Raw genomic sequence first — 18,838 nt, 5'->3', positions numbered from 1 at the left:
CGCATCGACCTCGGCCGTCGTCTTCGCCCGCAGGCAGATGTGCACGCCGCTCTCCGGCGGCACGCGCGGCATGCCCTCGCGCAAGTTGATCCAGAATTCCGGATAGGCCTTGCCGAAGCCGACCGTCCGCGGCCGTGTGACGAGGCGTGCGAGGCCGAGGGCCGCGAGCGTGGCCTCGTAGAATCTTGCGGCGCGCTCGATATCGCTGACGCCGACGGAGATGTGGTCGATCATGCCCCCTCCCAGTCATTCCGGGGCACGCGAAGCGTGAACCCGGAATCTCGAGATTCTCAGGTGCGCAACTGCGCACCATAGTTCGATGCTTCGCATCGCCCCGGAATGACGAACCAAGATCCTACGCCGGCGCGCCCGACTTCACGAGCTTGTAGATCACCGAATCCATCAGCGCCTGGAACGAGGCGTCGATGATGTTCGGGGACACCCCGACCGTGGTCCAGCTGTCGCCGTTCTCGTCCTCGCTCTCGATCAGGACGCGCGTGACCGCGCCGGTGCCGCCGTTGAGGATACGCACGCGGTAGTCGATCAGCTTCAGGCCCTCGATGTATTTCTGGTACTTGCCGAGGTCCTTGCGAAGTGCCACGTCGAGCGCGTTGACGGGACCGTTGCCTTCCGCGGCCGAGATCAGGTGCTCGCCGGCAACGTCGACCTTCACCACCGCGAGCGCCACGGTCACGCGTTCGCCGAGCGCGTTGTAGCGCTGCTCGACGTTGACGTCGAACTGCTCGACCTCGAAATAATGCGGTACCTTGCCGAGCGTGCGGCGCGCCAGGAGCTCGAACGACGCGTTGGCGGATTCATAGGCGTAGCCTTGCGCCTCGCGCTCCTTCAACTCCTCGACGAGGCGTGTCAGCTTCGGATCGCTCTTCTCGTAAGGGATGCCGGCACGGTCGAGCTCGGCGATGACGTTGGAACGGCCGGCTTGGTCTGAGACCAGCACCTTGCGATGGTTGCCGACGGTCTCCGGCAGCACGTGCTCATAGGTCTGCGGATCCTTCAACACCGCGGAAGCATGGATGCCGGTCTTGGTGACGAAGGCGCTTTCGCCGACATAAGCCGCATGCCGGTTCGGCACGCGGTTGAGCATGTCGTCGAGCGTGCGCGAGACCTTGACCAGGGTTGCCAGCTTCTCGGCCGTGACGCCGATCTCGAAAGCGTCGGCAAAGTCCTTCTTCAATTTCAGCGTCGGGATCAGCGAGCAGAGATTGGCGTTGCCGCAGCGCTCGCCGAGACCGTTCAGCGTGCCCTGGATCTGCCGCGCGCCGGCGCGTACCGCGGCGAGCGAGTTGGCGACCGCCTGCTCGGTGTCGTTATGGGCGTGGATGCCGACGTGATCGCCGGGGATGTGCTTCGTCACTTCCGTGACGATGGTCCCGACCTCATCAGGCATGGTGCCGCCATTGGTGTCGCACAACACCACCCAGCGCGCCCCGGCGTCATAAGCGGCCTTGGCGCAGGCGAGCGCAAAGCTCGAATCTTCCTTGTAGCCGTCGAAGAAATGCTCGCAGTCGAGCATGACCTCACGACCGGCGGCCTTCGCGGCCGCGACGCTGTCCCGGATCGAGGCGAGATTTTCCTCCTTCGTCGTCTCCAGCGCCACGCGCACCTGATAAGCGGAGGACTTCGCCACGAAGCAGATCGCATCTGCCTTCGCTTCAAGGAGCCCGGCAACACCGGGGTCGTTGGAGACCGAGCGCCCGGCTCGCCGCGTCATACCGAAGGCGGTAAAGCGCGCATGATTGAGCTTCGGCTTGCTGCCGAAGAACTCGGTGTCGGTCGGATTGGCGCCGGGGTAGCCGCCCTCGACATAGTCGATGCCGAGATCGTCGAGCATCGCGGCGATGACCTGCTTGTCGGTCAGCGTGAAGTCGACGCCATTGGTCTGCGCGCCGTCGCGCAGCGTGGTGTCGAACAGATAAAGGCGCTCCTTGCTCATTGTCCCGCTCCGAGCGTCTTCTTCATCGTGGTGTTGGCGAGCCACTCGTCGTTCATGGTGACGCTGTTGCGCTGCTGGGCGGTGTAGCCGCGCTTGGCGAAAAAGCCCTGCGCGGTGTCGCTGGCATCGACAGAAAGGCTGGTCGCGCCGCGGCCGCCGGCGAGTTTCTCCAGCGCGTCGACCAGCATGGTCGCGATGCCCTGCCCGCTGACGGCCGGATGCACATAGAGCATGCGGATGTGGTCGTTGCCACGCAGCGAGGCGAAGCCGATGGGCGAGCCGTCGAGCGTCGCGATCAGCGTCAGGTCGGAGGCGAGCCGCTTGCCGAACTCCTCGTCCTCGGCCGCCTCCATCCAGGCCTGCTGCTGCGCCTCGCTATAGTCGTCGCCGGTCAGCTCCTCGATGCTCGCGGTGAAGATCGCGGCGAGCACCGGCACGTCATCAGGCAGGAACGGCCGCAAGCCCGGCTCTGGCAAAGTCTGTCCCATCGTCCTCACCACATCCCATACAGCTTGAGCACCAGCGCCACGGCGCCCGCGAGCAGCGCGATCTTGAGCGCGATGTAATAGAACCAGTGCCGCGGGAACGGCGTGTCGGGCCGCTTCATCGCGCGATCTCCCACGTCGTCCCTTCCTTGGAATCCTTGATCGCAACGCCCATCGCAGCGAGCAGATCGCGGATGCGGTCGGACTCCCCAAAATCCTTGCGGCTACGCGCAGCCGTCCGCTCCGCGATCAGGCGCTCGACTTCCTTGGCATCGACGCCGCTCGCCTGCTGCTTGCGGCTTTCCCACTGCCCGGCACTCGCGGAAAGGAAGCCGAGCAGCCTCAACGAGCCCGCCAGAGCAGCCACATCACCACCTCGCATGCCGTGCAGCGCCGCGATCGCCAGCGGCGTGTTGAGATCGTCGAGCAGCGGCTCGACAACGGACGCGGCCGGCCTGCCGGGTTCGACATCCGCCGCGAGGCGATACCAGTCGTCGAGCGTCTTGGCGCTCTCCTCCAGCGACTTCATGGTCCAGTCGATCGGCGAGCGATAATGCGTCTTGAGCATGTTCAGGCGCAGCACTTCGCCGGGCCAGTCCGCGAGCAACTCATGGATGGTGATGAAGTTGCCGAGGCTCTTCGACATTTTCTCGCTCTCGACCTGGAGGAAGCCGTTGTGCATCCAGTAGTTCGCCATGCGCTGCTGGTGGAAGGCGCAGCAGGTCTGCGCGACCTCGTTCTCGTGATGCGGAAACACGAGATCGATGCCGCCGCCATGGATGTCAAAATGCTCGCCGAGATGCTTCCAGGCCATGGCCGAGCACTCGATGTGCCAGCCGGGGCGCCCCTCAGCCTTGATGCCCGCCGGCGACGGCCATGACGGCTCGCCCGGCTTGGACGGCTTCCACAGCACGAAATCGGTGTTGCCCTTCTTGTAGGGCGCGACATCGACGCGGGCGCCCGCAACCATCTCGTCGAGCGAGCGATTGGACAATGCGCCGTAGCGTGGCAACCCGGTATTGTCGGCGTTCATCGCCTGCGGCGAGAACAGCACGTGATCCTCGGCAACATAGGCAAAGCCGGCCTTGACCAGCCGTTCGATGATCTCGCGCATCTCGCCGATATGCTCGGTCGCACGCGGCTCGACGCTCGGCCGCAGTGCGCCGAGTGCGTCGACATCGGCGTGAAACTGCTTTCCCGTTTGCTCGGTGACCTTGCGGATCGCCTCGTTCAGCGGCAGGCCGGGAAAATCGCGCGCGGCACGATCGTTGATCTTGTCGTCGACGTCGGTGATGTTGCGGACATATTTGACGCGCGCATCGCCATAGAGATGGCGCAGCAACCGAAACAGCACGTCGAACACGATCACCGGCCGCGCATTGCCAATATGGGCGAAGTCATAGACGGTCGGTCCGCAGACATACATGCGGACGTTCTTGGCATCGAGCGGCACAAAGGGCCGCTTTTCCCGGCTCAGCGTATCGTGAAGACGCAATTCCATGACAAACCCATCCCTTGCGGCCGGGCGTCCGAGGCTCTCAATGTTTTGAGAAAAGACGGCTCCAGCCAGCGAATCGCTAGCTCGTAATCTCGCGGCAAATGGCGCAAATGGCGAGGAGACCGTTCATGCGGAACATATGGGCTATGAGGCGCCCCCGCGTCAAGAGAGCCGCAAAATGCCGTTTTATCTCCCAAAGCGCGCTGCCCGCCACGATGGTTCATGATCCCCTAACCATTTGAGCCCATTTTGGAACCGGCGGTTCCCCTTTTTGCCCCCGGTGCTTTTTCATGCGATTCTTGCCCGCGCTCATTTCCGGCGCCCTCATCTTTGCGGCCTCCAGCGCCTTCGCCGAGAGCCGCGTCTTCATCATCGCCAACCAGGCAGACGGCTACGGCATCGACCAGTGCCTGGCTAAAAGCGACAAATGCGGCGCCTCCGCCGCCCGCACCTATTGCCAGTCACGAGATTTTGCCCTGGCATCAAGCTATCGCCGGGTCGATCCCGACGAAATTACCGGCTCTGTCCCCAAATCCGGCACAAATTGCTCCCATGGCCGTTGCGACGAATATGTCGCAATCACCTGCCAGCGCTGAATTCGCTCGGAGCTGGCGTAGCTTAGGCCCGGTGCTTTGGCGCCCGAAACGACGTGACGATGCCGCAGGAAGCGGCTATGGGAGGGCGCGCTTCGGCCCTTCAAAGTCATGCCGGGCCGTGACCTCGCTAGAATGGCGGATATGCCTGAATTTTTGTCCCTGTCCCGTGCCCGCTTCCTCCTTGCCTGCACCGTGCTTTTGAGCACCGTCGTGCTCGCCACCGGCGCTTTCGCGCAGGCCGGCCCGCCCGGACCGCCGCCTCAGCCCGGCCAGAACGGGCTAGGACCCAATCCGATGTGCGTGCGACTGGAGGGCCAGCTCGCGGCACTGGACCGTGGCGGCGGTGGTGACCCCGCGCGCGAGGAGCAGATCCGCCGTTACCAGGATTCCCAGGCCAAGCAGCAGGCCGAGCTTGACCGCGTCACCATGCAGGCCAAGCGCATGGGCTGCGATTCCTCCGGCTTCTTCTCGCTGTTCAACGGCCAGTCGGCCCAATGCGGCCCGGTCAACACCCAGATCCAGCAGATGCGCGCCAATCTGGACCAGATCACGGGCAATCTCGAGCGCCTGCGCGGCGGCGGCGGCTTCAGCCCCGAGCGCGACAACCAGCGCCGCTCGGTGCTTGCGGCGCTGGCGCAGAACAATTGCGGCCCGCAATACGCCAACGCCGCGCAGTCGCAAGGCGGGGGCAACTTCCTGAGCAATCTGTTCGGTGGCAACAACGCGGGCAATCCGCAAGCCGTGCCGCCATCCGATCTCGGGCCGCAATCCGGCACCTACCGTACCGTGTGCGTGCGCACCTGCGACGGTGCTTATTTCCCGGTCTCGTTTGCGACGGTGCCGGCGCGCTTCCCCGACGACGAGAGGACCTGCAAGGCGCTGTGCCCGGCCGCGGAAGCCGTGCTCTACACCCATCGCAATCCCGGCGAAGACATGAACTCCGCGGTCTCGATCGGCGGCCAGCCCTACACGGCGCTGCCGACTGCTTTCAAATTCCGTAGCGAGTTCAACCCGTCCTGCTCCTGCAAGGCCGCAGGACAGACCTGGGCGGACGCGCTGAAATCGGCCGACGACAAGGCGACAGCCGAACAGCAGGGCGACATCATCGTCACCGAGGAGAGCGCCAAGAAGATGCAGCAGCAGCGGCTCAACAAGGGCACGCCTGCCGCCAATGGCAAGAAGGGTGCAGCCTCGGCGCCGACGACAGCCACCGCGCCGGCTCCTACACCGCCGGCGGACACCGGCACGGCTGCGACGAGCTCGGAGAACAAGCCGATCCGCTCGGTCGGGCCGACGTTCCTGCCGCAGCAGCAGAAGTAGGTCGTTCTTCTTTCATGTCTCATGAATGCGGCCGCCACGCGCGGCCGTTTCGCTGTCACTGCTCCCGTTCGCGGCTCCACGGGAAGAGATTGGCCGGAAAGTCCGCTGCGTAGCGCCTTCCCTTCGGGGGCGGTGGCGGTTCGACCGGTGGATTTGGGTTCGGCTCGACCACCCTCCGATAGAGGTGCCAGGTGGCATGACCAAGCACCGGTAGAACGACAGCGAGACCCACGAAGAGCGGTAGCGAGCCGATCACGAGGAGCGCCGCCACGATGAGGCCCCACCCGGCCATCGCAACCGGATTAGCCGCCACCGCCCGGAGCGACGTGCGGATCGCATCGATCGCCGTCGCATGCCGGTCGAGCATCAACGGAAACGACACGACGCTGATGCACAGGGCGACCACCGCAAACAGGAAGCCCACACCACAACCGACGATGATGAGCGACCAACCTTCCGGTGTCGTCAGCACGCGCGCTGCGAAGTCGGGAATGCTTGCAGCCGGCGCGTGACCGAAGATGGTCACGTAGATTGCGTTCGCGACGCCGATCCAGGCCCCGAACAGCACGAGCAGGAGCACGCCGAGCTCGAGCATGGCGCCGAACGATGGTGCGCGCAGCACCTTGACCGCGTCCCATGCATCGGCCTCCTCGCCGCGCTCGCGGCGGCGGCTGAGTTCGTAGAGACCGATCGCGGCAAAGGGACCGATCAAGGCAAATCCGGCGGCCAGCGGAAACAATAGCGGCAGCACCGAATAGCCGAGGACCGCCCTGAACAGGACGAGGCCGAGGACGGGATAAATCACGCACACGACGAGCGCGTGACTTGGCATTGCCTGGAAGTCCTCCCAACCCAGGCGTAGCGCGCCGGTTAGGTCGGACAAACCGATCTTGCGAATGGGATAAGAGGCCGCTTCGCCGAATACGTGCCGCCTTATCATGCCGTGGGAGTACAGAGTGGCCATGAACGCACCTCCCGTGCTGAAAATCGCGATGGCGACGACACGCGCTTTCCAGCTACGCGTGTCCGCTTCACGAGCGAGAAACGCGATGGGTCGAGTACGGCAACTCAGGTTCAGCGAAACGAGCCTGGCCGGACGGAACCCGTCGCGACCTGCCTGGCGAGTTTAGCGCGCATCGAGCCCGGCCGCACTCAAGCTTAGGTGAATTGTGCATCTGCACACATTTTCACGGGTTGCGTCACCTGAGACGTCGCCACGCCTCGGGCGCGCAGCAGGCCTTCCTGCCGGGCGACTACAACACCGACACCACGCCAGCACGCCTATATGCTCTATTGACGCCGGCGTCGGCTGATATCATTTTAAACGCAGACGCCCTCAGCTCCGATGAGATTGGTGGTCGCGACCGTTTCCTTGAAATTCGCGGCCGCGGGAATGGGCGAGGCAAGAGGCCGGCGATGGCATAGATGCCAACAAAGAAGAGCTAGCCATCGCGACAGACGTGAGCTCCGCCCTGGATTCGTATCCGCAGCCTTCGATGGCAAGGATGGATCAGGATGGCTGTCGCATTGATACTGCTTCTGGTCGCGATCGGCTCGGTGCTGTTTCACATCTACAGCCCGTGGTGGTGGACGCCGATCGCCACGAACTGGGCCTATATCGACCACACCATCAACATCACGTTCTGGATCACGGGCTTCGTTTTCGTGGCGGTCATCGCGTTCATGGCCTATTGCGTCCTCCGCTTTCACCACAAAGAGGGAAGACGGGCTGACTACAATCCGGAAAACAAAAGGCTCGAATGGTGGCTGAGCGTCGGGACCGGCGTCGGCGTCGCGGCCATGCTGGCGCCTGGCCTCGTGGTCTGGCACCAGTTCGTGACCGTGCCCGCGGATGCCACCGAGGCCGAGGTCATGGGCCAGCAATGGCAATGGAGCTTCCGCCTCCCGGGCAAGGATGGGCGGTTGGGTACATCCGATGTCCGCAACATCGCTTCCGACAATCCGATGGGACTCAATCGCGACGATCCGCATGCGCAGGACGACGTCGTGATCGAGAACGGCGATCTGCACCTTCAGGTGGGAAAGCCGGTCAAGGTTCTTCTCCGCTCGGTTGATGTCCTGCACGATTTCTACGTGCCCGAATTCCGGGCCAAGATGGACATGGTTCCCGGCATGGTGACCTATTTCTGGATAACGCCAATCCGGACCGGAACGTTCGACGTTCTCTGTGCGGAGCTTTGTGGCGCTGCTCACTATCAGATGCGGGCCAAGGTCATCGTCGACGAAGAGCGCGAATATCACGCTTGGCTGGAACAACAGAAGACGTTTGCAAAGTTGTCGCCGGGAAGCGCCGTCGTGAAGGCGAGATATCGATCCGGCGACAAGTAGTGCCGCCGCGAAGATAGATCGAGTGCTTGAGGCCAACGCCTCGCCCCCGATCGAAACGACCAAGGAGGTTTTCTATGGTCGATATTCCATATGACAGGATCGCAGGCATTCCGCCTGCCGAAGTCCCCGATGTCGAGCTCTATCATCCGAGGAGCTGGTGGACACGGTATATGTTCTCGCAGGACGCCAAGGTCATCGCGATTCAGTACTCGCTGACAGCCTCGGCCATCGGGCTGGTGGCCTTGGTGCTGTCCTGGCTGATGCGACTGCAACTGGGATTCCCCGGCACCTTCTCCTTCATCGATGCCAACCAGTACCTCCAGTTCATCACCATGCACGGCATGATCATGGTGATCTACCTGCTCACCGCGTTGTTCCTCGGCGGCTTCGGCAACTACCTGATCCCCCTCATGGTCGGCGCCCGGGACATGGTCTTCCCCTATGTGAACATGCTGAGCTACTGGGTTTACCTGCTCGCGGTCCTGGTGCTTGCCTCGACATTCTTCGTGCCCGGCGGCCCCACCGGTGCCGGTTGGACGCTGTACCCGCCGCAGGCGATCCTCTCCGGAACGCCCGGGCAGGATTGGGGCATCATTCTCATGATGTCGTCCCTGATCCTGTTCATCATCGGATTCACCATGGGCGGACTGAACTACGTGGTGACGGTGCTGCAGGCGCGCACACGCGGAATGACCCTGATGCGCTTGCCCCTGACGGTGTGGGGCATTTTGACGGCCACCGTCATGGCGTTGCTGGCATTCCCTGCACTCTTCGTTGCCTCGGTCATGCTGCTGCTTGACCGTCTCTTGGGAACCAGCTTCTTCATGCCCTCGCTCGTCGAGATGGGCACGCTCTCGAAATATGGTGGCGGCAGCCCGCTGCTGTTCCAGCACCTGTTCTGGTTCTTCGGCCACCCCGAAGTCTACATCGTCGCCCTGCCCGCCTTCGGCATCGTCTCCGATCTGATCAGCACGCACGCGCGCAAGAACATCTTTGGTTACCGCATGATGGTCTGGGCGATCGTGGCCATCGGCGCGCTCAGCTTCATCGTATGGGCGCACCACATGTATGTGAGCGGCATGTTCCCGCAGTTCGGGTACTTCTTCGCCACCACGACGCTCATCATCGCCATCCCCACCGCGATCAAGGTCTACAACTGGGTGCTGACCCTGTGGCGCGGCGATATTCATCTCAGGGTGCCTATGCTATTCGCCCTCGGCTTCATCATCACCTTCGTAAATGGTGGGCTGACCGGCCTCTTCCTCGGCAACGTCGTCGTCGACGTGCCCCTCTCGGATACCATGTTCGTGGTTGCTCATTTCCACATGGTGATGGGCGTGGCGCCGATCATGGTCGTGCTCGGCGCGATCTATCATTGGTACCCCAAGGTCACAGGGCGGATGCTGAACGACGCCCTCGGCAAATTTCACTTCTGGGTCACCTTCCTCGGCGCCTACCTGATCTTCTTCCCCATGCACTATCTTGGACTGCTCGGGGTTCCGCGCCGGTATTTCGACCTCGGCGACGCCGCATTCATCCCGCCTTCGGCCCATTCACTGAACGCCTTCATCTCCGTGGTGGCCTTGACCGTCGGCTTCAGCCAAATGGTGTTCCTGTTCAATCTGGTCTGGAGCCTGTTCAAGGGCGAGGCCTCAGGCGGCAATCCGTGGCGGGCGACAACGCTGGAGTGGCAGACGCCGGAGACGCCCCCCGGGCACGGCAACTGGGGCAAGGAGCTCCCGGTCGTCTACCGCTGGGCCTATGACTACAGCGTACCCGGCGCCGAAGAGGACTTCATTCCGCAGAACCAGCCGCCGCGCGCGACACAGGTCGTTGAGGGAGCTGCTTCGTGAGCGCCGTCATCTTGTTCCTGGCTTTGATCGCGGCCATCGCCGGATGGTGGCTGTCGCAGCAGCGGCTCACGGCCAAGCCGTGGCTGGAGGAAGGCCCGGTCGGTCAATTCCCCGGCGGCGATGCCATGACATGGCCGGCGGCGAAGATCGGACTTGGCGTGTTTCTCGCCGTCGCGAGCGCCTTGTTCGTCCTCTTCATCAGCGCGTACTCGATGCGTATGAACGTGGTGGACTGGCGGGCGCTGCCGGTGCCGCGGCTGCTATGGCTCAACACGGGCGTCCTGGTCCTGAGCAGCGTCGCGCTGCAATGGTCGTACGTGGCCGCGCGCCGCCGCGATGCTGAAGGTGTCATGATCGGCCTGATCGCGGGCGGAGCGTCTGCCGTGATCTTCCTCGCCGGACAGCTCCTGGCCTGGCATCAGCTCAACGCGGCCGGATATTTCGTGGCGTCCAATCCGGCCAATTCCTTCTTTTACCTGTTGACCGCGATACACGGGCTGCATCTGACGGGGGGCCTTGTAGCCCTCGGGCGAACCTCGGCCAAGGTGTGGCGCGGCACCGAGATCTCCGACATGCGCTTGGGCGTGGAACTGTGCACCATCTACTGGCACTTCCTACTGCTCGTCTGGCTCGTCCTGCTCGGTCTTCTGACGGGATGGACCGACGATTTCGTCAACATCTGTCGCCAATTGCTGAGCTAGGGAGGCGAGACCAGATGGCAGAGACTGCACTGACAAGTTCGGGCCAATCGCCTGCACGGCTTGAAGGCTGGCGCGGCATCGCCGCCGACTGGGCGTCCGATCAGCGCGCCTTCAAGAACGTGTCCTGGGGCAAGGCCATGATGTGGATCTTCCTCCTCAGCGACACCTTCATCTTCAGTTGCTTCCTGCTCTCCTACATGACGGCGCGCATGTCGACGACCGTGCCGTGGCCCAATCCGAGCGAAGTCTTCGCCCTCACCATCGCCGGCAAGCACGTTCCACTGATCCTGATCGCCATCATGACCTTCATCCTGATCAGTAGCAGCGGCACGATGGCGATGGCCGTCAATTTCGGCTACCGCCGTGATCGCGTCAGAACCGCAATCCTGATGCTGGTCACAGCGGCATTCGGCGCAACCTTCGTCGGAATGCAGGCCTTCGAATGGACCAAGCTGATCATGGAGGGCGTGCGTCCCTGGGGCAATCCGTGGGGCGCAGCGCAGTTCGGTTCAAGCTTTTTCATGATCACCGGCTTCCACGGGACCCATGTGACGATCGGTGTGATCTTCCTCATCGCGATCGCGCGAAAGGTCTGGCGGGGAGACTTCGATGTCGAAAGGCGCGGCTTTTTCACGAGCCGCAAGGGCTATTATGAGATCGTCGAGATCACCGGGCTGTACTGGCACTTCGTCGACCTCGTGTGGGTGTTCATCTTTGCATTGTTCTATCTTTGGTGAGGTCGGGCATGACAAACGCAGCTATACACATGGAAGGCCCGCTCCACGCTGCGGCGCACGGCGCAGTCGCAACAGGAGCTGTGCACGCTAAGGGGCAACAACACCCGATCAAGCTCTACCTCGTGGTCTGGGGCTGGCTGTTTGTCCTCAGCACTTGCTCCTACCTCGTCGACTACTTTGGCCTGCAAGGCTATCTCAGGTGGTCACTGATCCTGTTGTTCATGATGTTGAAGGCAGGCCTGATCGTCGCCGTCTTCATGCACATGGCCTGGGAGCGGCTGGCTCTCGCCTATGCCATCCTGCTGCCTCCGATCGCAGTGCTTGTGTTTGTGACCATCATGGTGCTCGAATCCGAGTACACGCACTTTCTTCGGGTGCTGTTCTTCGCAGCCCCGACGTAGCTGTACGCGAGCCGGCGCCTCGCTCCACTGTCATGCCCGCCACCGGGTCTCGCCTTCGGCGAGCCCGATGACCGACTCCGGCGCGACATCCAGTACTCCGCGGCGGCAGTTGGCTTTCACGATATCCGCCGCGGAGTCCTGGATCATCCGCCTTCGCGGATGATGACGGCATCATGAGCGGCGCGACGGCCTGCCCAACCAGCTCTCAGCCGCCTCTCACCCCTCGAACGCGTCGATTGACGCCCCGCTTCCGCGCGAGACCAGCGTCTCGTCCGGCGCGGCTAGCCCCTCGCCCTTGTCGCGAAAGCGGTTGGTGATGGGATAGCGGCGGTCGCGGCCGAAATTCCGGGGTGTCACCTTCACGCCGGGCGCCGCCTGGCGGCGCTTGTATTCGGCGACGTTGAGCAGATGGTCGATGCGGGTGACTGTCTCGCGATCGAAGCCGGCGGCAATGATTTGATCCAGCGGCTGCTCGCGCTCGACAAGACGCTCCAGGATGGCATCGAGCACCTCGTAAGGCGGCAACGATTCCTGGTCGGTTTGGTTTTCGCGCAGCTCCGCGCTCGGCGGCCGCGTGATGATGTCGGGCGGGATCACCTCGCCGGCAGGCCCGAGCGCGCCGTCGGGCTTCCAGCCGTTGCGCAAGCTCGCCAGCCGAAAAACCTGCGTCTTGTAGATATCCTTGATCGGGTTGAAGCCGCCATTCATGTCGCCATAGAGCGTGGCGTAGCCGACCGACATTTCCGACTTGTTGCCTGTCGTCACCACCATCAGGCCGGTCTTGTTGGAGATCGCCATCAGCAGCGTGCCGCGGGTGCGGGCCTGGAGGTTTTCCTCGGTGATATCAGGCGGCAGATTCTTGAAGAGGCCTGAGAGGATGGTTTCAAAGCCGGTCACGGCTTCCGCGATCGGCAAGACCTCGTAACGGATGCCGAGATGGCCGGCGAGCTCGCCGGCGTCCGCGATCGAGTGTGCTGCTGTGTAGCGATAAGGCAGCATCACGCCGTGCACCTGATCGGCGCCGAGCGCATCGACCGCGATCGCCGCGCACAGTGCGGAATCGATTCCGCCGGAGATGCCGAGCAGCACGCCGGGAAAGCCGTTCTTGGCGACATAGTCGCGCAAGCCCAGCACGCATGCGGCGTAATCGGCCTTGTCGCCCTCGACCTGCTCCGCAATCGGCCCCGCGCAGCGCCAATCGTCGCCGTTCCGGGTAAAACGCAATGTGACGATGCTCTCTTCAAATGCCGGCAGTTGCGCCGCCAGCGAGAGGTCGCCGTTGAGCGCGAAGGAGGCGCCGTCAAATACCAGCTCGTCCTGGCCGCAGACCTGGTTGAGATAGACCAGCGGAAGCCCACTCTCGGTCACGCGTGCCACGGCGACGGACAAGCGCACATCGTTCTTGTCGCGGGCGTAAGGAGAGCTGTTCGGGACCAGAATGATCTCGGCGCCGGTCTCGGCCAGCGTCTCGACCACGTTCTCGTAGTCTTCGGACTCCTCCAGCCAGATGTCCTCGCAGATCGGCACGCCGATGCGCACGCCGCGCACGGTCACGGGACCCGCGGCAGGGCCGCGTGAAAACAGCCGCTTCTCGTCGAACACGCCGTAGTTCGGCAGATTGCATTTGAAGCGCAAGCTCGCGATACGGCCGCCGTCGAGCAGTGCGCAGGCATTGTAGAGCTTGCCATCCTCGACCCAGGGGGTGCCGACCAGCATCGCCGGGCCGCCATCGGCAGTCTCGCGCGCCAGCGCTTCGATCGCGGCGCGGCAGGCAGCCTGGAAAGCCGGCTTCTGCACGAGGTCTTCCGGTGGATAGCCGGCGATGTACAATTCCGGAAACAGCACGAGGTCGGCGCCGTCGGCGATAGCTCGCGCGCGCGCCGAGCGTGCCCTGGCAGCATTGCCCTCGATGTCGCCCAGGGTCGGATTGAGCTGGGCGAGCGTGACCGCGAATGCGTTGAGACGTTCGGCCATGGCGCTCCGATCCCCAAGCTAGAGGAAACCCAGGCTAGAGGAACCCCAGCCGCTCGATAATGGCGATGATCCAGAACGCGCCGGCCATCAACAGCGCCACGCCGACGGCCGCCGAGCCCATGTCCTTGACCCAGCCGATCTGCTTGTCGTGGTCCATGGTCAGGCGGTCGGCGAGTTTTTCAATCGCGGTGTTGAGCAGCTCGACCGTCAGCACGAAGGCGACGGCACAGACCAGCTCGACCGCCCGCATTGCGGTCGCGCCGACGAACCAGGCGAGCGGCACCGACAGCAGGAGCGCAAAGATCTCCTCGCGGACGGCCTGCTCCGACCGAAACGCAAAGGCCAGACCGTTACGGGAATTGATCGTGGCCTTCCATATCCGCAGCAAGGTCTTAGAGCCCCGCTGCGACCGGCATCGGCTTGGGCTTGCCGGCGCGCTCCTGCTTGAGGAGCTCCGCGACCAGGAAAGCCATGTCGATGGATTGCTCGGCATTGAGACGGGGATCGCAGACCGTGTGGTAGCGGTCGTTGAGGTCCTCGTCCGTGATCGCGCGGGCGCCGCCGAGGCATTCGGTGACGTCCTGGCCGGTCATCTCCAGATGCACGCCGCCGGCGTGGGTGCCTTCGGCGGCATGGATCGCGAAGAACGACTTCACTTCGGACAGGATGCGGTCGAACGGCCGCGTCTTGTAGCCCGACGTCGAGGTGATGGTGTTGCCGTGCATGGGATCGCAGGACCAGACCACCACCCGGCCCTCGCGCTTCACGGCGCGGACCATGTTCGGCAGATGCTCGCCGACCTTGTCCGAGCCGAAGCGGCCGATCAGCGTCAGCCGGCCCGGCTCATTGTCGGGGTTGAGCACGTCGATCAGCTTGAGCAGTTCGTCCGGCTTGAGCGACGGGCCGCACTTCAGCCCGATCGGATTCTTGATGCCGCGGAAATACTCGATGTGGCCGTGATCGAGCTGGCGGGTGCGGTCGCCGATCCAGATCATGTGGCCCGAGGTCGCGTACCAGTCGCCGGTGGTGGAATCGACACGGGTCATGGCTTGCTCGTAGCCGAGCAGCAGCGCCTCGTGGCTGGTGTAGAAATCGGTGGCGCGCAGCTCGGGATGAGCCTCGAGATCGAGGCCACAGGCGCGCATGAAATTGAGCGCGTCCGAGATGCGGTCGGCCAGCTCCTTGTAGCGGCGGGACTGCGGTGAATCCTTGAGGAAGCCGAGCATCCATTGATGCACGCTGCCGAGGTTGGCGTAGCCGCCGGTGGCGAAGGCGCGGAGCAGGTTCAACGTCGCGGCCGACTGGCGATAAGCCATCAGCTGGCGTTGCGGATCCGGCACGCGCGCTTCCTTGGTGAAGGCGATGTCGTTGACGATGTCGCCGCGATAGCTCGGCAGCTCGACGCCATCAACCTTCTCGGTCGAGGACGACCGCGGCTTTGCGAACTGGCCGGCGATGCGGCCGACCTTCACCACCGGCACCGCGCCGGCATAGGTCAGCACCACCGCCATCTGCAGCAGCACGCGGAAGAAATCGCGGATGTTGTTGGCGCCGTGCTCGGCAAAGCTCTCGGCGCAGTCGCCGCCCTGGAGCAGGAAGGCTTCGCCCGCCGCAACGCGGCCCAAAGCCTTCTTCAGATTGCGCGCCTCGCCCGCGAACACCAGCGGCGGAAAGGTCGCCAGCTGCGCCTCGACGTCGTTGAGGGCCTTGGCGTCGGGATAGTCGGGCACCTGTAGCACCGGCTTGCTGCGCCAGGACTCGGGCGTCCACCGCTCGGACATCGCAATCTCTCCGTGAAGCGAAAAGTGCAACCTGATCTGTGGGTTGCGAGGGCCGCCTTATACACAGGCTGGCCCCGCCCCGCCAGTTGTAAATCCATTTGGCACTGCAAACCCTTGCGGGGAAAGCCAAATTCGCATTTGCTGGGCGGGCGAGGAAACTGGCAGGATAACCTTGCGCCCATGGACGCGGCACTGGACGACGTTTTCATCGACGAGATCAGCTTCCCGGCGACCGACGGGTATGCGCTGACCGGCACCCTGTTCCTGCCGCGCGGCGCCAAGCGCCACGCCGTGCTGATCAATTCGGCCACCGCGGTCCCGCGCAAGATCTATCGCGGCTTTGCCTCCTATCTCGCCCATCGCGGTTGCGCGGTCCTGACCTACGATTATCGCGGCATCGGCGATTCCCGGCTGCCGGCGATGGTCGGCTACAACCAGCCGAAATCACTGGTCGGCTTCAAGGCCTCGATGTCGGACTGGGCCGCGCTCGACGTCACCGCGGCGGTGCGCTGGATGCGGGAGCGGTATCACGGTCTGCCGCTGGCCTATGTCGGCCATTCCTTCGGCGGCCAGGCGCTGGGGCTGATCGCGAACAACACGGACGTCTCACGCGCCGCGTTCGTTGCCTCGCAGGCCGCAACCTGGCGGCTGATGACCTCGCCGGAAAAATACCGCGTCTTCGCCTTCATGAATTTTGTCGGCGTGCCGCTGGCCCACGCGCTCGGTTATGCGCCGGGCTGGGCCGGCGTCGGCGAGGATCTGCCCAAGGGCGTCTTCCTGCAATGGGCCGAGTGGGTCTCGAATCCCCGCTATCTCTTCGATTCAAAGCTGCCGGCGCTGGATAATTTCGCCAAGTTCAAGGGCGAGTTGCGGGCGCTGTGCTTTTCCGACGATCCCTGGGCAACGCGACCGGCGGTCGAGCTGCTCGCGAGCGGGTTCACTGCGATCAAGCCGGAGGTGCTCAACGTCAAGCCGTCCGACGTCGGCGCCAAGACGATCGGCCATTTCGGCTTCTTCCGCCCCGACCACCGCGACACGCTGTGGCGCGGCGTGGCGGAATGGATTCAGGGGGACTAAGACACACCTTCGCATCCTCGCGGCTCATTTCGCCCGAGCTTTGCTTCGTTGCCTTGCCCTCAATTGAAAGAGGGCGCAGGGAAGGCCGGGAGCCGGTTGGCTCCCGTGGACCGCCATGCCAAGAGCAGATTGCGTGTGCTTCTGCATAGCGGAGAACAGGGCAACCGGAGACATCCCGGCCTTCCCTGCGCAGTGGTTTGACGGCTTATGTCGCGCTCTCCCCGGGGAGCGTTGCACTATTGCCCCCGTCGCCTTGCGGATGGCTGATGCGTGTGCCCGGTTGGGCAGTCCACATCACCGCAACGCTTGGCGCACAGACCCCGGGCGCCAGGACCACACGATTTTGCCGTACGCCGATCACACCGGTCGTGTGCGCGACGACCTTGCTCACGGTTGCCCGCCCCGCAAAACCCTTCGCGCCGATGTCACCTGCGTCCACCGCCGCCCGGCCCGCGTTTCGTGACGATCGCGATACGCCCCTCTTCGTTGGGCCGGATTGCGGCGACACATACGTCAATTCCGAATTTCGGTAAAGTGGAATATTTTCCGCCGCGCGCGTTGACCTACTGGTCGCGTGTTTTGCCCGTCGGGCAACACAAGGCCTTGTACCCAGGATGAACGCCGGCCCGGGGGCTTGAATTAACGGATGATCGTCGTCAGCGACGAGTAACGCTTGTTCGGCTTGGCCTCGCCCGCCGAGAACCGCGCAAACGCATCGCTGACCCGTGCGGCCGGCGAGGTCCCGTCTGCGAAGCGGAATTCCTTCGGCCGCGGCGCGTAGAAGCTGGCGCGGTAGTAGTTGTCGTCGAACCGTACCTCGCCGACGCCGAACAATGCGTCGCAGACGAACAGGAGCGCGTAGACTCCCGCGACCGCAGCGACGACCTCCTTGAGAACAGACATTTTGATGCCCCACCCTTTTGAGGGAGGATGCACGCCGGTTCCAAAGTCCCGGTTTAACGCCGGGCAGTTCTTGTCCGCAGGGTTTGCCGCCACTGAGCGGATTGCAGACAATTTTATCGATCTCGAAAAGAGAGCCCGCCTGAACGGATCAGGCGGGGCCCCAGGCTTGGCCGCTCGGGAGGTCTCAAACGGCCAGATTCATTAGCCGTGGCCGGCCCCCTTGCGGTGGCCGCCGTCGCTGAGGCGGTCGACCCAGGCGATGCCGATTGCCGAGATGATGAAGGTCATGTGGATCAGCACCTGCCACATCACCCCGGTCTCGGTGAAATTGCTGCGCGTGGTGCCGAGATTGCCGGCCTCGATGAACGTCCTGAGCAGCGAGATCGAGGAAATGCCGATGATCGCCATCGCAAGCTTGATCTTGAGCACGCTGGCATTGACGTGGCTGAGCCATTCCGGCTCGTCGGGATGGCCGCTCAGGTTCAGTCGCGAAACGAAGGTCTCATAGCCGCCGACGATCACCATGATCAGAAGGTTCGAGATCATGACGACGTCGATCAGCCCGAGCACGACCAGCATGATCTGCTGCTCGCTGGCGTCGAACGAGTGCGCAACCAGGTGCCAGAGCTCTTTCAGAAACAGCAGCACATAGACGGCTTGCGCGACGATCAGGCCGACATAGAGCGGCACCTGCAGCCAGCGCGAGCCAAAGATGAGCTGGGCGAACAGGCCGAGCCGTGGCGGCACGGCCTTCGCCGAAGGTGCTTTGGGTTCGGACGTCATGAATCACTCCGGATTGCGGAAGGAATTGTCGCGTCAGAGACTCGCGATGACGGGAGCGAGTTCCAGCGAGCCCCGATAGATCATCTCGAACGCGACGTAAATGATAATGGCGAGACCGACATACGCGATCCAGCGCTGCTTCTGGAGCACGCGGCCGAGCAGATCGGCGGCGACGCCCATCATGGCGACCGACAGCAACAGGCCGAAGGCGAGGATGTAGGGATGCTCGCGCGCGGCGCCCGCAACCGCAAGCACGTTGTCGAGCGACATCGAGACGTCGGCAGCGACGATCTGAACCGCGGCCTGGCCGAAGGTCTTTTGCTTCACGGGCGCGGCATCCGCGCCGCCGCCATGGCTGAACGCGAGTTGCCGCGAATGCGCCGCCTGCTCGCGCAGCTCGCGCCACATCTTCCAGCACACCCAGAG

The 18,838-nt window shown here is 63.6% G+C and carries 19 protein-coding genes; 8 read left to right on the top strand and 11 right to left on the bottom strand.

Features of this window, described 5'->3' with window-relative positions:
• From MOV74_RS11330 to cysS, 4 genes are all read right to left on the bottom strand, one after another.
• A partial coding sequence (locus MOV74_RS11330) for a VOC family protein (protein ID WP_369010470.1) occupies nt 1–234 on the bottom strand: 234 nt, incomplete at its 3' end.
• Between the two features lie 121 nt (nt 235–355).
• Nucleotides 356–1,954 (bottom strand): citramalate synthase, encoded by a 1,599-nt coding sequence (gene cimA / locus MOV74_RS11325; RefSeq protein WP_246921543.1) that lies wholly within the window; start codon nt 1,952–1,954, stop codon nt 356–358.
• On the bottom strand, nt 1,951–2,442 hold the full coding sequence (locus tag MOV74_RS11320) for a GNAT family N-acetyltransferase (protein ID WP_246921540.1): 492 nt from the start codon (nt 2,440–2,442) through the stop codon (nt 1,951–1,953). Before MOV74_RS11320 ends, cimA begins: the two co-directional genes overlap by 4 nt.
• A 115-nt stretch (nt 2,443–2,557) precedes the next feature.
• Nucleotides 2,558–3,940 carry a cysteine--tRNA ligase gene (cysS, locus tag MOV74_RS11315; RefSeq protein ID WP_246921537.1) on the bottom strand — a complete coding sequence of 461 codons (1,383 nt, stop codon included), beginning with the start codon at nt 3,938–3,940 and terminating at the stop codon, nt 2,558–2,560.
• Between the two features lie 287 nt (nt 3,941–4,227).
• Between cysS and MOV74_RS11310 the strand changes: the two genes are divergently transcribed.
• Nucleotides 4,228–4,533 carry a hypothetical protein gene (locus MOV74_RS11310; protein WP_246921534.1) on the top strand — a complete coding sequence of 102 codons (306 nt, stop codon included), beginning with the start codon at nt 4,228–4,230 and terminating at the stop codon, nt 4,531–4,533.
• Nucleotides 4,534–4,665: 132 nt separating this feature from the next.
• Nucleotides 4,666–5,853 carry a DUF2865 domain-containing protein gene (locus MOV74_RS11305; RefSeq protein ID WP_246921532.1) on the top strand — a complete coding sequence of 396 codons (1,188 nt, stop codon included), beginning with the start codon at nt 4,666–4,668 and terminating at the stop codon, nt 5,851–5,853.
• 55 nt (nt 5,854–5,908) lie between these two features.
• Here MOV74_RS11305 and MOV74_RS11300 read toward each other — a convergent pair whose 3' ends face one another.
• Complete coding sequence (locus tag MOV74_RS11300) at nt 5,909–6,817, bottom strand: DUF2189 domain-containing protein (RefSeq protein WP_246921529.1); 909 nt, start codon at nt 6,815–6,817, stop codon at nt 5,909–5,911.
• A gap of 551 nt (nt 6,818–7,368) precedes the next feature.
• Between MOV74_RS11300 and MOV74_RS11295 the strand changes: the two genes are divergently transcribed.
• The 5 genes from MOV74_RS11295 (at nt 7,369) to MOV74_RS11275 (ending at nt 11,894) form a co-directional block, all read left to right on the top strand.
• Entirely contained in the window at nt 7,369–8,202 is an 834-nt protein-coding gene (locus tag MOV74_RS11295; RefSeq protein ID WP_246921527.1) for a cytochrome c oxidase subunit II, read from the top strand.
• A 74-nt stretch (nt 8,203–8,276) separates the two neighbouring features.
• Entirely contained in the window at nt 8,277–10,055 is a 1,779-nt protein-coding gene (locus MOV74_RS11290) for a cbb3-type cytochrome c oxidase subunit I (RefSeq protein WP_246921525.1), read from the top strand.
• On the top strand, nt 10,052–10,756 hold the full coding sequence (locus MOV74_RS11285) for a cytochrome c oxidase subunit 3 (RefSeq protein ID WP_246921523.1): 705 nt from the start codon (nt 10,052–10,054) through the stop codon (nt 10,754–10,756). Before MOV74_RS11290 ends, MOV74_RS11285 begins: the two co-directional genes overlap by 4 nt.
• 14 nt (nt 10,757–10,770) lie before the next feature.
• On the top strand, nt 10,771–11,493 hold the full coding sequence (locus MOV74_RS11280; RefSeq protein ID WP_246921521.1) for a heme-copper oxidase subunit III family protein: 723 nt from the start codon (nt 10,771–10,773) through the stop codon (nt 11,491–11,493).
• A gap of 8 nt (nt 11,494–11,501) precedes the next feature.
• Nucleotides 11,502–11,894, top strand: a complete 393-nt coding sequence (locus tag MOV74_RS11275) for a cytochrome C oxidase subunit IV family protein (protein WP_246921519.1) — start codon at nt 11,502–11,504, stop codon at nt 11,892–11,894.
• A 216-nt stretch (nt 11,895–12,110) separates the two neighbouring features.
• Here the strand turns inward: MOV74_RS11275 and MOV74_RS11270 are convergent, their stop codons facing one another.
• The 3 genes from MOV74_RS11270 to MOV74_RS11260 are packed head-to-tail and all read right to left on the bottom strand — an operon-like array spanning nt 12,111 to nt 15,649.
• Entirely contained in the window at nt 12,111–13,868 is a 1,758-nt protein-coding gene (locus MOV74_RS11270) for an NAD+ synthase (RefSeq protein ID WP_246921517.1), read from the bottom strand.
• Between the two features lie 34 nt (nt 13,869–13,902).
• Nucleotides 13,903–14,256 carry a diacylglycerol kinase gene (locus MOV74_RS11265; protein ID WP_246921514.1) on the bottom strand — a complete coding sequence of 118 codons (354 nt, stop codon included), beginning with the start codon at nt 14,254–14,256 and terminating at the stop codon, nt 13,903–13,905.
• 4 nt (nt 14,257–14,260) lie between these two features.
• The gene (locus MOV74_RS11260) at nt 14,261–15,649 is read right to left on the bottom strand and encodes a class II 3-deoxy-7-phosphoheptulonate synthase (protein ID WP_246921511.1); all 1,389 of its coding nucleotides are present in this window, start codon (nt 15,647–15,649) and stop codon (nt 14,261–14,263) included.
• A gap of 180 nt (nt 15,650–15,829) precedes the next feature.
• Between MOV74_RS11260 and MOV74_RS11255 the strand changes: the two genes are divergently transcribed.
• The gene (locus MOV74_RS11255) at nt 15,830–16,726 is read left to right on the top strand and encodes an alpha/beta fold hydrolase (RefSeq protein ID WP_246921508.1); all 897 of its coding nucleotides are present in this window, start codon (nt 15,830–15,832) and stop codon (nt 16,724–16,726) included.
• Nucleotides 16,727–17,365: 639 nt separating this feature from the next.
• Here the strand turns inward: MOV74_RS11255 and MOV74_RS11250 are convergent.
• The 3 genes from MOV74_RS11250 to MOV74_RS11240 all read right to left on the bottom strand — a co-directional run.
• Nucleotides 17,366–17,629, bottom strand: coding sequence for a hypothetical protein (locus MOV74_RS11250; RefSeq protein ID WP_246921506.1), 264 nt, complete (start codon nt 17,627–17,629; stop codon nt 17,366–17,368).
• A 201-nt stretch (nt 17,630–17,830) separates the two neighbouring features.
• Nucleotides 17,831–18,412 carry a TIGR00645 family protein gene (locus tag MOV74_RS11245; RefSeq protein ID WP_246921503.1) on the bottom strand — a complete coding sequence of 194 codons (582 nt, stop codon included), beginning with the start codon at nt 18,410–18,412 and terminating at the stop codon, nt 17,831–17,833.
• Between the two features lie 33 nt (nt 18,413–18,445).
• Nucleotides 18,446–18,838, bottom strand: a 393-nt coding sequence (locus MOV74_RS11240) for a TerC family protein (protein WP_404979135.1), incomplete at its 5' end; no start/stop codon positions are given.

The sequence above is a fragment of the Bradyrhizobium sp. SHOUNA76 genome (assembly GCF_023006445.1).
GTDB lineage: Bacteria > Pseudomonadota > Alphaproteobacteria > Rhizobiales > Xanthobacteraceae > Bradyrhizobium.
The sequence above is the reverse complement of the archived record's forward strand: the minus strand, read 5'-3'. Positions and strand labels throughout refer to the sequence as shown.